General features: G+C 54.2%; 10 protein-coding genes. 1 reads left to right on the plus strand and 9 read right to left on the minus strand.

The window, feature by feature from the left end; genetic code table 11:
- Positions 1 to 10: 10 nt before the first annotated feature.
- The 3 genes from folA to kefF form a co-directional block, all read right to left on the minus strand.
- Positions 11 to 490 carry a type 3 dihydrofolate reductase gene (gene folA / locus O1723_RS18250; RefSeq protein ID WP_006173915.1) on the minus strand — a complete coding sequence of 160 codons (480 nt, stop codon included), beginning with the start codon at positions 488 to 490 and terminating at the stop codon, positions 11 to 13.
- Between the two features lie 114 nt (positions 491 to 604).
- Complete coding sequence (gene kefC, locus O1723_RS18255; RefSeq protein WP_014882503.1) at positions 605 to 2,470, minus strand: glutathione-regulated potassium-efflux system protein KefC; 1,866 nt, start codon at positions 2,468 to 2,470, stop codon at positions 605 to 607.
- On the minus strand, positions 2,463 to 2,993 hold the full coding sequence (gene kefF, locus O1723_RS18260) for a glutathione-regulated potassium-efflux system oxidoreductase KefF (RefSeq protein WP_014882502.1): 531 nt from the start codon (positions 2,991 to 2,993) through the stop codon (positions 2,463 to 2,465). Before kefF ends, kefC begins: the two co-directional genes overlap by 8 nt.
- Before the next feature lie 375 nt (positions 2,994 to 3,368).
- Here kefF and O1723_RS18265 point away from each other — a divergent pair, with 375 nt between their 5' ends.
- Entirely contained in the window at positions 3,369 to 6,287 is a 2,919-nt protein-coding gene (locus O1723_RS18265; protein WP_023339010.1) for an autotransporter family protein, read from the plus strand.
- Between the two features lie 46 nt (positions 6,288 to 6,333).
- On the opposite strand, the gene O1723_RS18270 is transcribed toward O1723_RS18265, so the two are convergent.
- The 6 genes from O1723_RS18270 to fkpB all read right to left on the minus strand — a co-directional run bounded on the left by O1723_RS18270 (position 6,334) and on the right by fkpB (position 13,981).
- Positions 6,334 to 6,567, minus strand: coding sequence for a YgdI/YgdR family lipoprotein (locus O1723_RS18270; RefSeq protein ID WP_014882500.1), 234 nt, complete (start codon positions 6,565 to 6,567; stop codon positions 6,334 to 6,336).
- Positions 6,568 to 6,706: 139 nt separating this feature from the next.
- The gene (carB, locus tag O1723_RS18275; protein ID WP_014882499.1) at positions 6,707 to 9,931 is read right to left on the minus strand and encodes a carbamoyl-phosphate synthase large subunit; all 3,225 of its coding nucleotides are present in this window, start codon (positions 9,929 to 9,931) and stop codon (positions 6,707 to 6,709) included.
- A gap of 18 nt (positions 9,932 to 9,949) precedes the next feature.
- The gene (gene carA / locus O1723_RS18280) at positions 9,950 to 11,098 is read right to left on the minus strand and encodes a glutamine-hydrolyzing carbamoyl-phosphate synthase small subunit (RefSeq protein WP_014882498.1); all 1,149 of its coding nucleotides are present in this window, start codon (positions 11,096 to 11,098) and stop codon (positions 9,950 to 9,952) included.
- Positions 11,099 to 11,552: 454 nt separating this feature from the next.
- Entirely contained in the window at positions 11,553 to 12,374 is an 822-nt protein-coding gene (gene dapB / locus O1723_RS18285) for a 4-hydroxy-tetrahydrodipicolinate reductase (protein WP_023336750.1), read from the minus strand.
- 205 nt (positions 12,375 to 12,579) lie between these two features.
- Positions 12,580 to 13,530, minus strand: coding sequence for a 4-hydroxy-3-methylbut-2-enyl diphosphate reductase (ispH, locus tag O1723_RS18290; RefSeq protein ID WP_023336749.1), 951 nt, complete (start codon positions 13,528 to 13,530; stop codon positions 12,580 to 12,582).
- 1 nt (position 13,531) lies between these two features.
- Complete coding sequence (fkpB, locus tag O1723_RS18295; protein ID WP_003856450.1) at positions 13,532 to 13,981, minus strand: FKBP-type peptidyl-prolyl cis-trans isomerase; 450 nt, start codon at positions 13,979 to 13,981, stop codon at positions 13,532 to 13,534.
- Positions 13,982 to 14,067 lie beyond the last annotated feature (86 nt).

The following is a 14,067-nucleotide window of genomic DNA, read 5'->3' on the forward strand; positions in this document are numbered from 1 at the left end:
GGGGAAAAACTTAACGACGTTCCAGAATCTCGAAGCAGTAGCTGTGGGAGTTCTGCGCATCGGCGTCATGGAATTCACTGAATACGGATTCCCACTCGTCCGGATCGTAATCCGGGAAATGGGTATCCCCTTCCACTTCCGCATCAATGTGGGTCAGATACAGCTTCTGCGCTTTAGGCAGGAACTGCTCATACACACGACCACCGCCGATCACCATGATCTCTTCGGCATCACCACAGGCAGCAATCGCTTCATCTACGGACTTAACCCATTCGACGCGATCGTCAGTACCCGGCTGGCTACTGATAACGATATTCTTACGGCCCGGCAATGGACGACCAATCGACTCCCAGGTCAGGCGGCCCATCACTACCGGCTTGTTTAACGTCGTACGTTTAAACCATGCGAGATCGGCAGGCAGGTTCCACGGCATGGCATTTTCCATACCGATAACGCGGTCTACCGCCAGCGCTGCAATCAGACTGATCATTGAAAATTTCCCGGATGCAAAAAATTGCCGCCACTATACGGAAAGCTTAATCTTTCGTCGACTGGCGGCAGAGTAAAGATACAGAAATTTTTTAATATTGCTGGCAACGCCACTTCACAGTGAAGGTTTACTCTCGGGCTCGTCTGCCGGATCGCCGGTATGCTTGCCCTCTTCCGTCCCCTGCCAGCCATGACGCTGGATCAGCGACAGATGATTACGGTCCTCATTGATAATTTCCGTCAGCATCGCACTGGTGCGTTTAAACACCGCCGCCCGCTCCGTGGCCGTACTGCCTGCCATCGCCGCCATCTCTTCCACCATCCCGGTGTTAAAGCGGCGGAACAGATCCGCACGTTCGCGCGCTTCATACGCCCCGAGCCCCAGATTCTCGAGCGCCATACGCCCGGATTTCAGCGCACCTTCGAATGTTTCACGCTCGGGTGCCTCAACGCCTGCCTGACGTAGTCGGATGTAATGATCCACATCGCGCGCGCGGGAAATGATCGTCAGCGCCGGGAAATGTTCTTTTACCAGCTCCACCATCTGTATGCTGGTCTCCGGATCGTCAATGGCGTTAATCAACACCTCCGCTTTTGCGGCCCCCGCGGATTCCAGCAGATCGACACGGGTGGCATCACCGTAAAACACTTTCATATCAAATTTACGCAGCGTATCGACATGGTCGGGATCGTGGTCGAGGATGACCATTTTCACCCCACTCGACAGCAGCAAACGCCCTACGATCTGTCCGTAGCGACCAAAACCAGCAATGATCACGCGTGGCTGCTCCTCGTCGATTTCATCGGCTTCGCGCTCCTGATCGCTACCCGATTTTTCGAGGCGAGTCAGCACCACCAGCAGAACAGGCGTTGCCGCCATCGAGAGTGCGACCGCCAGCGTCAGCGCTTTTGCCCACTCAGGATCCAGCACGTTTGCCATCTGCGCGGCGCCAAAGACCACGAACGCAAATTCACTCCCCTGCCCCAGCAGTACGGCAAACCAGCTGCGCTGTTTACCCGGCACATTTAATGGCCGCGCAATCAGCCACAGCATTGCCATTTTAATGACCAGGAAACCGACCAGCAGGATGATAATCCGCAGCGGGTGTGTGACCAGCGTGCCGAAGTCAACGGACATCCCCACGCCGATGAAAAACAGTCCCAGCAGCAACCCTTTGAACGGCTCAATATCGCTTTCCAGCGCGTGCCGGTATTCAGAGCTTGCCAGCAGAACGCCCGCAAGGAATGCCCCCATCGCCATCGACAGCCCGGCTTCTTCCAGCAGCAAACCAAAACCAAAGACCAGGAACAGTGCCACGGCGCTGAACACTTCGCGCAGACCCGAGCGGGCGACGAAACGCAGCAGCGGACGGGTCACGTAGCGGCCCAGCAGGACCACCAGTGCCAACGCCCCTACAACCTTCAGTGCCGACAGCGCGAACGCGCCCAGCGTCGTGGAGGAGCCGCTTGCCGCCAGCAGCGGGATCATCGCCACCAGCGGAATCGCCGCTATATCCTGGAACAGCAGCACCGAGAATGCACTGCGCCCCATCTGGGAGACCGTCAGGTTTCGCTCGTTCATCGCCTGCATGGCAATGGCCGTCGAGGAGAGCGCCAGCGTCATGCCGATGAGCTCAGCCACTTTCCAGTCCATTCCCAGCAGGATGCAGAACCCGCCCAGCAGCAAGCCGCAGGCCACCATCTGCAATGCCCCGCCGCCAAATACCGAGGCGCGAAGTTTCCACAGGCGCTGCGGATCGAGCTCCAGACCAATCACAAAGAGCATCAGCACAACACCGATTTCAGCGAAATGGAGAATCGCCTCTGCATCCGTAACCAGACGAAAACCCCACGGCCCAATGACGCAGCCCGCAATCAGGTAGCCGAGAACCGAGCCCAGCCCCAGGCGTACCGCCACGGGCACAATCAGCGCCGCCGCGCCGAGATAAATCAGCGCCTGTATCAGCGTATGGCTATCCATGGTGCGTCTCCTGCCACTCAAGTAAGCGTTGTTTGTAATGGCGAGCCTGCGCCTGCAGCGTTTCATCGTCGCAGACAAACGTGCAGTGCATCGCAAAAGGTGGGATCCAGTTCAAACCACAATAAAGTGCAGTAGCCTGTAGCGGCTGGGCCAGCACGTCAAACCCCGGGAAAGAACCAATATCAAAGTGGCTTTCTCCTCCGCCAGTGGTCACCGCCCACATCAGGCTTTTCCCTTTTAGCGCATTGCCATTGTGGCCATACGCCCAACCGTGGGAGAAGACTTTATCAATCCACAGTTTCAGGAGCGGAGGCGTGCTGTACCACTGCATTGGATGCTGCCAGATAATCAGATCGGCACGGGAGAGCGCATCCTGTTCAGCAGCGATATCGATATTAAAATCGGGATAAAGTTGATAGAGGGAACGTATCTCTACGTTATCAAGCGTCCTTACCTGCTCAAGCATCCGCTTATTCGCATGCGAGTGCTGCGGATAAGGGTGCGCGTAAATTATGAGTATCATCAAATGACCTGTCTTCTTCTCTTCTTGTAGCAGTGAGTGTAGACAGTTAACCCGCCCGGTGAAAGGGTCAACAGGCCGCGTAAAGGTAAAACGCAACTATTGGCAACCCTCCTTCCTGGCGGGTATAGCAGACCTCAAACCAATAAAAATAACTGTTATCAGATGATATTTGAAATGAATAATTAAGCGCTAAAGCATATTAGCAAGTGATCAATTAAGAAAATATAAAATTATTCTTTAGCAAAATGATCTATACATAACACATTGAAAATTAATAATTTTACGCTTTTTATCGTTGAATCATTCTTTTAAGTAGCCCAGAAGCGCTATTTTAAGTCATTAATTAGCGCCACTTCTTTTCAAATGGACGTGTAAATGCGCAACAAAATATTCAAATTAAACAAGACCACAAAAACTCTGGGAAATATATTTCCTGCTTTACTTATATTCACACCGGTAGTGGCCTTCGCTGGAACTATTAGCCAGTCAACCTCAGTACCCCAGGATTTTTCCGCTGATGTAGAATACGTGATAAATAAAGATGTCACCATTTCCTCCGCAGGAAGCGAGAGTGCCGTATCGGTCACAGGCATCAATGTCACATCCACGACCAACAAAGGTAATATTTCCGGGAAAGGGAATGGATTAGATATTAATACCGGGGCTCAGCGAGTCATTATTCATAATGAAAGCGGTGCAACCATTTCCTCTACAACAGCCAATGCCGTAAATGTTCAGTCAATGCTTGGCGATCTAAACAATGATGGAAACATCACAGGCACAGAGAATGGCGTGTTCGTCAGTGAAAGCTCTTCAGCCGTCAATATCGCTAACACTGACACAGGCATAATCAGAGGAAACACAGGCCTGAGTTCTCAGATTGGTGTGGGAATAAATAATAGCGGAAAAATAACGGGTACAAACGGCGATGGTATCAGCCTGAGCGATGGTAATACCAAAATTATTAATACCGGCACCTTAGAGGGAACGCAGTACGGTATCAACGTCACGGACACGTCGAAAGCGGACATCACAAACAGTGGCGCGATTAGTGGCGATACGACAGCTATTATGTTTGCCAGCACGAAAAATAATACGCTGGTACTGAACACAGGATCGTCACTCAAAGGAGATGTCATCTCCACCGCGTCAAAAGGCAACACGCTTTCACTGGTTGGTACGGGCACAGAAGACAGCAATTTCATCGGACTGAAGGAAGGGGATGGCTTTGCATCAGTAAAAATGGATGGTGAAAAGTGGACGCTGTCAGGCAATTTAGACATTATCGGCGCAGATGACTCTTTACAGGTCAACAGCGGTGATTTAGTCCTGTCAGGCGCCGTCGCGAATGCCGGTAATACCCTCGTTGCAAAAGATGCCTCTCTCCAGCTTGGTGATGGCAAGAACACCGCCACGCTGAGCGGTGGCCTGACCAACAACGGCACCGTTATTTTTAATCAGGGCAGTTCCTCCACATTCACAACCGGCATTACCGGCAGCGGTAATGTCGAAAAAGCAGATTCAAACACCCTGACGCTCTCCGGCAATAATAGCTACACGGGAAATACCGTTCTGCATAACGGTACGACGCTGATCGCCAGTGGTGCAACGCTCGGCGTGAAAGGCAGTAACGCCACCGTCACCGTTGAAAATGGTGCAGCGTTTGCCACGGCAGGTGAAGTGAATAACAACATTGATATCCTGACCGGCGGTACGCTGGCGGCATGGAATGCGATTCAGGGTAACACGACCCTGAGCGTTTCAGGTATCGATACGGTCAACGGCAACGTTACCAACGGTGGCACGCTGCTACTCGGCGCGGCCAATAACAGTGTTGGCAACAATTTCATAATAAACGGCGACTACACGGGTTCTTCTGGTAGCCAGATCGTAATGAACAGCAGCCTCGGCGAAGATAACGCACCAACCGACCACCTCACCATTACGGGCAGCAGCTTCGGTCAGTCTGATGTCAGCGTTAAGAATATAGGCGGTCTGGGCGCTCAAACGGTAAATGGTATGGAAATTGTGAGCGTCGGTGGCAGTTCTGAAGCCCAACTGACGCTGGCAGCACCGGTTGTTGCCGGGGCGTATGAATACAATCTGTATCAGCACGGCGACGGCAACTGGTATCTGGAATCGAAGGCGACGCCATCAGATGAGCCGGCAGACGATAATGATGACGGCGGAAACACCGACGGTGACAATACCGATAACGGTGGTAATACCGATAACGGCGACAATACCGACAACGGCGACAATACCGACAACGGTGGCAATACCGATACCGATGGCAACACGGATAACGGCGGTAATAGCGATAACGGTGGTAATAGCGATAACGGTGGCAACTCAGCCCCTGAAGTTATGGCCCCTGAAGTTGGCGCTTACTTAGGCAACTACCTTGCTGCCCAGGGTATGTTCCTGCACAAGCGTGACGATCGCGATCAAATCACCTTCCGCAATGAAGACGATCTGAACACCTGGATGTACGTTAAGGGGCGTTATCACGAGAACGACGCGGGTGGCGATAAAGTCAGCTACGACACCACCACGACCGTTCTGCAAGTCGGCAGCGATTTCATGAGCAAGCCAATGGACAATGGGATCCTGCGTGCCGGTGGCATGTTCGGTGCTGGCCAGGCGAAGACGCATTCGGATGCGAAGCACAACGTGCGTGATGCTCAAGGCAAGGTGGACGGTTTCAATGTTGGGGTGTATGCCACCTGGCAGGAAGATCAGAAATTACGTCTGGGCAGCTACATTGATACCTGGGCCGCTTATAGCTGGTACAACAATAAAGTGACCAGCAACCGCAATGATGAAGACTACGACAGCGAAGGCTTCGCTGCGTCTGTCGAAGTCGGCCACGCGTGGGTTATCCCGTCAGAAAACGCGCGTACCTGGAAGATCGAGCCGCAGGCGCAGGTGATCTACAGCTATCTCGATCAGGAAAATCATACCGATCGCGACGGCGTACGTGTAACGACCCTGGACAACGACAGCATCTTTGGTCGTCTGGGCGTTAAGTCCAGCTACTTCGAGCAGAAGGACGTGAAAGCCTGGCAGCCGTACGTTGCGGTGAACTGGCTGAAAGGGGCAGGCCAAAACGATCTGGCGTTTAATGATGAAACCGTGAGCAACGATACGCCGGAAGATCGTGGTCAGTTAGAACTGGGCGTCACCGGCAACCTGAACGAAACCACGACGCTTTCGCTGCGCGCCAGCGGCGAATGGGGTGAGAACAGCTATGCTGCCTATGGCGGCCATATCCTGCTGAACCACCGCTGGTAATCGTCCAGCAAAAGCGAAAAGCCGTGGCATTTGCCACGGCTTTTTTTTAGTTATCCAGCTCGCCCATGGATTTTACCTGGTCACGGTTAATCTGCTCCGTTTGACCGGTTTCGGCGTTTTTGTACGACACCAGTCCGGTGTCATCATCTACCTGCGGTTTACCGTCAGTCACGATGGTTTTGCCATCGGTGGTTTTGACTGCCTGGTTAGACGAACAGCCTGCTACGGTAAACAGTGCAGTGGCAGCCAGAACGGAAGCGATCAGTAATTTATTTTGCATGGTGTTTTCCCCTGCTCTCAGATGAATTTCGTTATCGACCTAACCATTTTAGGCTAACTGACTGAAAGCGGATGGAAAACCAGAAGGTTCTGAAGAGGGGAAGAATGCCCGGCAACCGAATGGCACCGGGCATTTTGTCTTACTTGTTAATCTGCGCGTGCATTTCCTGCACTGAAATCACCTTCTCGGTGGCATCCGCGTTCAGCGCCATAGCCGTTGCGAAACCGCCGTTCAGGGTAGTGTCGTAGTGCACTTTGTACTGCAGCGCGCTGCGGCGAATCAGCTTGGAGTCTTCAATCGCCTGACGACCTGCGGTGGTGTTGATGATGTAGGTGTATTCGCCATTCTTGATACGGTCCTGAATGTGCGGACGACCTTCATGCACCTTGTTCACCAGGCGCGGGTTGATACCGGCTTCACCCAGCACAATCGCCGTACCGTGAGTTGCATCCAGCTCGAAGCCCTGTTTCAGCAGCTTGGCCGCCAGGTCAACCACACGCTCTTTATCGCCTTCGCGAACGGAGAGCAGCGCACGGCCTGATTTTCTCATCGTGGAGCTACTGCCGAGCTGCGCTTTCGCGAACGCTTCAGCGAAGGTGCGGCCCACGCCCATCACTTCCCCGGTAGAGCGCATTTCTGGCCCTAACAGCGGGTCAACGCCCGGGAATTTGTTGAACGGCAGCACCACTTCTTTCACCGAGTAGTACGGCGGAATGATCTCTTTGGTCACGCCCTGCTGCGCCAGCGTCTGGCCCGCCATCACGCGCGCCGCCACTTTCGCCAGCGGAATACCGGTGGCTTTGGAGACGAACGGGACGGTACGTGCCGCACGCGGGTTCACTTCAATCAGGTAGACTTCGTTGTCTTTCACCGCGAACTGGACGTTCATCAGGCCGCGAACCTGCAGCTCGAAGGCCAGCTTCTGCACCTGCTGACGCATCACATCCTGAATTTCCTGGCTCAGGGTGTAGGCTGGCAGAGAACAGGCTGAGTCACCTGAGTGCACGCCCGCCTGCTCGATATGCTCCATGATGCCGCCAATCAGCACCATTTCGCCGTCGCAGATGGCGTCAACGTCCACTTCCACCGCGTCGTCGAGGAAGCGGTCGAGCAGCACTGGCGCATCGTTAGAAACGCTCACCGCCGTCTGGAAGTAACGACGCAGGTCAGCTTCGTCATACACGATTTCCATCGCGCGACCGCCCAGGACGTAAGAAGGACGCACCACCAGCGGATAGCCAATCTCTTTCGCCTTCTCAACGGCCATCTCAATGGCGGTGACGGTGGCGTTGGCTGGCTGTTTCAGCTTCAGACGGTCAACCGCCTGCTGGAAACGCTCGCGGTCTTCCGCACGGTCAATCGCATCCGGGCTGGTACCAATAACCGGTACGCCTGCGGCTTCCAGCGCACGGGCCAGCTTCAGCGGAGTCTGGCCACCGTACTGCACGATAACGCCTTTTGGCTTCTCAATGCGCACGATTTCCAGCACGTCTTCCAGAGTAACCGGCTCGAAGTAGAGGCGGTCGGAGGTGTCGTAGTCGGTTGAGACCGTTTCCGGGTTACAGTTGACCATGATGGTCTCGTAACCGTCTTCGCGCAGCGCCAGCGAGGCGTGTACGCAGCAGTAGTCAAACTCAATGCCCTGACCGATACGGTTTGGACCGCCGCCCAGCACCATAATCTTGTCGCGGTCGACGGACGGGTTCGCTTCACACTCGTCTTCATAGGTGGAGTACATGTACGCGGTGTCGGTGGAGAACTCCGCCGCACAGGTATCCACGCGCTTGTAAACCGGGTGCAGGTCATACTGGTCACGCAGCTTGCGGATTTCCGCTTCACGTACGCCCGCCAGTTTAGCCAGACGCGCATCGGCGAAACCTTTACGCTTCAGCATACGCAGGAAGTCTGCGTCCAGGCCGTTGATGCCCAGCTCTGCCACTTTCTCTTCCAGACGCACCAGCTCTTCAATCTGCACCAGGAACCAGCGGTCAATGTTGGTCAGGTTGAATACGCCGTCGACTGACAGGCCAGCACGGAAGGCATCGGCGATGTACCAGATACGCTCTGCACCCGCATCTTTCAGTTCGCGGCGAATTTTGGTCAGTGCTTCCGGGTCGTCCAGGCTGACTTTAGGGTCAAAGCCGGTTGCACCCACTTCCAGGCCGCGCAACGCTTTCTGCAGGGATTCCTGCTGCGTGCGGCCAATCGCCATCACTTCACCGACAGATTTCATCTGGGTGGTCAGGCGGTCGTTCGCACCGGCGAATTTCTCGAAGTTGAAGCGTGGAATTTTGGTCACAACGTAGTCGATGGACGGTTCGAAGGAGGCTGGCGTGCGCCCACCGGTGATATCGTTCATCAGCTCATCGAGGGTGTAACCCACCGCCAGTTTCGCCGCCACTTTCGCAATCGGGAAGCCGGTCGCTTTGGAGGCCAGCGCGGAGGAACGGGACACGCGCGGGTTCATTTCGATAACAATCAGACGCCCCGTTTTCGGGTTCACCGAGAACTGCACGTTTGAACCGCCGGTTTCCACGCCGATTTCACGCAGCACCGCCATCGAGGCGTTACGCATGATTTGGTACTCTTTGTCGGTCAGCGTCTGGGCTGGCGCAACGGTGATGGAGTCGCCGGTGTGGATACCCATCGCATCGAAGTTTTCGATGGAGCAGACGATGATGCAGTTGTCGTTTTTATCACGCACCACTTCCATCTCGTACTCTTTCCAGCCAATCAGCGATTCATCAATCAGCAGCTCTTTGGTTGGCGAGAGATCCAGACCGCGTTCGCAAATCTCTTCGAACTCTTCGCGGTTGTAGGCGATACCGCCGCCGGTCCCCCCCATGGTGAAGGATGGACGGATGATGCACGGATAGCCCACTTCAGCCGCAACGGCCAGCGCCTCTTCCATATTGTGCGCGATACCAGAACGTGCGGTGTCGAGGCCGATTTTTTTCATCGCCACGTCGAAGCGACGACGGTCTTCTGCTTTATCAATCGCATCGGCGGTCGCGCCAATCATGGTCACGCCGAACTCGGCCAGTACGCCCTGACGCTCCAGCTCCAGCGCACAGTTTAGCGCCGTCTGGCCACCCATGGTTGGCAGCACAGCATCCGGACGCTCTTTCTCAATGATTTTGCGTACCACTTCCCAGTGAATCGGCTCGATGTAGGTTGCATCCGCCATTTCCGGGTCGGTCATGATGGTCGCCGGGTTGGAGTTGACCAGGATAACGCGGTAACCCTCTTCACGCAGGGCTTTACATGCCTGCGCACCGGAGTAGTCAAATTCACAGGCCTGGCCGATAACAATCGGGCCAGCGCCAAGGATCAGGATGCTTTTTATGTCTGTACGTTTTGGCATGGTCTTCTCGGCTCCTGATTATTTAGCGGTCTTACGGTATTGCTCGATAAGTTCGATGAAGTGATCGAACAGCGGCGCGGCGTCGTGCGGGCCTGGGCTGGCTTCCGGGTGGCCCTGGAAGCTGAACGCTGGCTTATCGGTACGATGAATCCCTTGCAGGGTGCCATCGAACAGTGATTTATGCGTCACGCGCAGGTTAGCCGGCATTGACGCTTCATCGACGGCAAAACCGTGGTTCTGCGCGGTGATCATCACCGTGTTGTTATCAATATCTTTCACCGGGTGGTTACCACCGTGGTGGCCGAACTTCATCTTGATGGTGTTCGCACCGCTCGCCAGCGCCAGCAGCTGATGGCCGAGGCAGATGCCGAATACCGGGATGTCGGTTTCCAGGAAGGACTTGATGGCGTCGATAGCGTAGTCGCACGGTGCCGGGTCGCCAGGACCGTTAGAAAGGAAGATGCCATCCGGGTTCATCTTCAGTACGTCTTCGGCAGAGGTTTTCGCCGGAACCACCGTCAGACGGCAGCCGCGGTCAACCAGCATGCGAAGGATGTTGCGCTTGGCGCCGAAATCATAGGCCACCACGTGGAACGGCAGCTCGCTCTCTTTTTTCGCTTCCGGCAGGTCGCCTTCCAGCGTCCAGCTACCCTGCGTCCAGCTATAGGCTTCAGCGGTAGTCACTTCTTTCGCCAGGTCCATGCCGTTCAAACCCGGGAAGGCTTTCGCTTTTTCCAGCGCCAGCGTGGCATCGAGGTTATCACCCGCGATGATGCAGCCGTTCTGTGCACCCTTCTCGCGCAGCAGACGCGTTAACTTACGGGTATCGATATCAGCAATCGCCACGATGTTATGGCGCTTCAGGTAAGACGAGAGATCTTCAGTGCTGCGGAAGTTGCTGGCAATCAGCGGCAGGTCGCGGATGACCAGGCCTTGCGCATGTACCTGAGAAGATTCTTCGTCAGCCGCATTGGTGCCGACATTGCCGATATGAGGATAAGTAAGAGTAACGATTTGGCGAGAATAGGAAGGATCAGTGAGGATTTCTTGATAACCGGTCATTGAAGTATTGAAAACGACTTCCCCAACCGCCGAACCCGTTGCCCCTATGGCCCGACCGATAAACTGGGTTCCGTCTTCCAGAACCAATAGCGCTGACTTAATCAAAACACCCTCCAGAGAATATTCACTCACTTTATTTGCATATTAATTCATAACCATGTCATGAATCAATGCAAATGTGTTGCCAGCGGATTTTTGGCAAACGGCGGCATTCTGGAGATTTGGAGGCTAAAAGTCAACTTAAAACGGATATTTTGTTTATCCTTTTGCAAGCCTGGAGAGAGTAAAGCCACTTAAGCGACAAAAAGATCAGGTAAATCACTGTAGAAAACGCTTGCGTGCAAGGTTTAATGAAAAATTATTCGGCGAGGCAGTGAAAAGTGGACCAAATGGTCAAAATTTACATTTCAGTAACGAAAACAAGAGATAAAAGCGCTTGTTTTTAAGCTTTAGAGCAAAAATTAAAGAAAATGAGGTAAAATAAAAGGGCAATAAAATATTGCCCTATGCAATCAATATATTACGACTGCAATAACCACATCACGATGGGTAATAATGCTTACAGATTGTTGAGATCAAGCACATCTCGCATATCAAAAAGGCCGCTCTTCATGCCTTTCAGCCACAAAGCGGAACGCACTGCACCATTGGCAAACGTCATTCGGCTGGAAGCTTTATGCGTAATTTCGACGCGTTCGCCAATATCGGCGAACATCGCCGTATGTTCGCCGACGATGTCACCCGCACGGACGGTAGCAAAACCAATCGTGCCCGGTACGCGTTCGCCGGTATGACCTTCGCGGGTATAGACCGCGCAGTCTTTTAAATCTTTATCAAGTGCATGAGCAATCGCTTCGCCCATCGCCAGCGCCGTGCCTGACGGCGCATCAACTTTGTAGCGGTGGTGCGCTTCAACAATCTCAATGTCGGTGTAGTTGCCCATCACCTTCGCCGCCTTCTCCAGTAGCTTCAGCATGACGTTAACGCCCACGCTAAAGTTTGCCGCGAAGACAATCGCAATTTCTTTCGATGCATCCTGGATGGCCTGCTTACCTGCGTCGTCAAAACCGGTGGTGCCGATCACCATCCCCTTACCGTGCTGCCGGCAAAACGCCAGATGCGTCAGCGTCCCTTCCGGGCGGGTAAAATCGATAAATACATCGAAGTCATCCTTAACCGCTTCCAGGCTGCTATGTACGGTGACGCCGGTCTTTCCTGCGCCCGCCAGTTCACCTGCATCGGCTCCCAACAGTGATGACCCTTCACGCTCCAGCGCCGCGCCCAGTGCCACGCCATCCATCTGAAGTGCCGCCTGAATCAGCTGACGGCCCATACGTCCACCCGCGCCCGCAATGGCGACACGGATCTGTGCATCATGCATAGTTATTCTCTTACGTTAAAATGATGTAAATCGTTTTCAGATTAACCAGCCTTCGCAAAGGCTGCCAACTGAAAACACCGATAATTAGAATTTAACGTGAAACAGACTTAAATATCAGTAAAAGACATGATTTTGTCGTCACGATAAAGTACGGGGCAAAAAAAAGGCCAGCACATGAGATGCTGGCCTTTCATCAGATAAGGGGTTATTCCACTTCGCGCGCATCGATACGCAGTTCTTTCGGGACCTCGAAAACAATGTTCTCTTCGCGTCCTTCGAGCGGAACCGCTTCGCCGCCGCCGAGTTCCTGCAGGCGGACAATGACGTTCTGCACCAGAATATCCGGCGCGGAAGCGCCTGCGGTCACGCCGACGCAGGCCGCATTGTTCACCCACGCTTCCTGAATATCCGTCGCGTCGTCGATCAGAAATGCCGCTTTACCCATACGCTGTGCCAGTTCGGCCAGACGGTTAGAGTTAGAGGAGTTTTTCGATCCGACCACCAGCACCACATCCGCCTGTTCAGCCAGCGCGCGCACCGCTTCCTGACGGTTGGTGGTGGCGTAGCAGATATCGTCTTTACGCGGCCCGACGATCTTCGGGAAGCGCTGGCGCAGTGCGTCAATTACATCAGAGGTATCGTCAACGGAGAGCGTCGTCTGGGTCATAAACGACAGACGGGCTTCGTTTTTGACGTTCAGCGTCAGGACATCTTCAGGCGACTCCACCAGGTACATGCCCCCTTCCGGGTTACTGTACTGCCCCATCGTGCCTTCGACTTCCGGATGACCCGCGTGGCCAATCAGAATCGACTCTTCACCACGACGGCTGGCGCGCGCCACTTCCATATGTACTTTTGTCACCAGCGGACAGGTGGCATCAAAGACCGTCAGATCGCGGCTTTTCGCTTCGTTACGGACGGCCTGAGAGACGCCGTGCGCGGAGAAGATCAGGATCGCGCCGTCCGGTACTTCGCTAATCTGCTCGATGAAAATAGCACCACGCTCGCGCAGGCTGTCGACCACGTAGCGGTTGTGCACCACTTCGTGACGCACATAAATCGGCGCGCCGTAAATTTCCAGCGCGTTTTCAACAATGCTGATAGCGCGGTCTACACCGGCGCAGAAGCCGCGCGGGTTAGCCAACAGGATCTGCATTTTAAGCCTCCAGTGCTGGGTCAATCTCCAGCACTTCAACATCAAAATGAACGGTACGCCCGGCAAGCGGATGGTTGAAATCAACGGTAATGGAGTCACCGTTGATTTCGCGGATCACGCCAGGCATTTCGCTGCCGTCCATAGCGGTAAAGAGCATAATCGCCCCAATTTCCGGCTCACCCGCGTCCATAAATTCGCGACGCGAGAAATACTGGATCAGATCCGGGCTTGGCACACCAAACGCAGCATCTGGCTCCAGCGAAAAGGCTTTTTTCTCGCCCTCTTTCAGGCCAAGAAGCTGCTGCTCAAGACCTTCAGACAGGGAGGTATCGCCAAGACGGAACAGGGCCGGTTTGCCGTTATTGCGGGTGGATTCAGCCGTGGAGCCATCATCCAGCTTCAGCGTGAAGTGAACGAGAACCGCGCTGTTGCTCTGTACGGATTTAGACATGCAAATTGCTCGCTTGTTTTGGGTCACCTGTTTCCCGGTGGCGCTACGCTTACCGGGCCTACGGGAGGCCACAAATTCTGTAGGCC

Source organism: Enterobacter cloacae complex sp. HYC080_NIDB (genome assembly GCF_056673325.1).

Coding starts and splice junctions, on each gene's coding strand:
- folA (WP_006173915.1), bottom strand. CDS start 490: ATGATCAGTCTGATTGCAGCGCTGGCGGTAGACCGCGTTATCGGTATG.
- kefC (WP_014882503.1), bottom strand. CDS start 2,470: ATGGATAGCCATACGCTGATACAGGCGCTGATTTATCTCGGCGCGGCG.
- kefF (WP_014882502.1), bottom strand. CDS start 2,993: ATGATACTCATAATTTACGCGCACCCTTATCCGCAGCACTCGCATGCG.
- O1723_RS18265 (WP_023339010.1), top strand. CDS start 3,369: ATGCGCAACAAAATATTCAAATTAAACAAGACCACAAAAACTCTGGGA.
- O1723_RS18270 (WP_014882500.1), bottom strand. CDS start 6,567: ATGCAAAATAAATTACTGATCGCTTCCGTTCTGGCTGCCACTGCACTG.
- carB (WP_014882499.1), bottom strand. CDS start 9,931: ATGCCAAAACGTACAGACATAAAAAGCATCCTGATCCTTGGCGCTGGC.
- dapB (WP_023336750.1), bottom strand. CDS start 12,374: ATGCATGATGCACAGATCCGTGTCGCCATTGCGGGCGCGGGTGGACGT.
- ispH (WP_023336749.1), bottom strand. CDS start 13,530: ATGCAGATCCTGTTGGCTAACCCGCGCGGCTTCTGCGCCGGTGTAGAC.
- fkpB (WP_003856450.1), bottom strand. CDS start 13,981: ATGTCTAAATCCGTACAGAGCAACAGCGCGGTTCTCGTTCACTTCACG.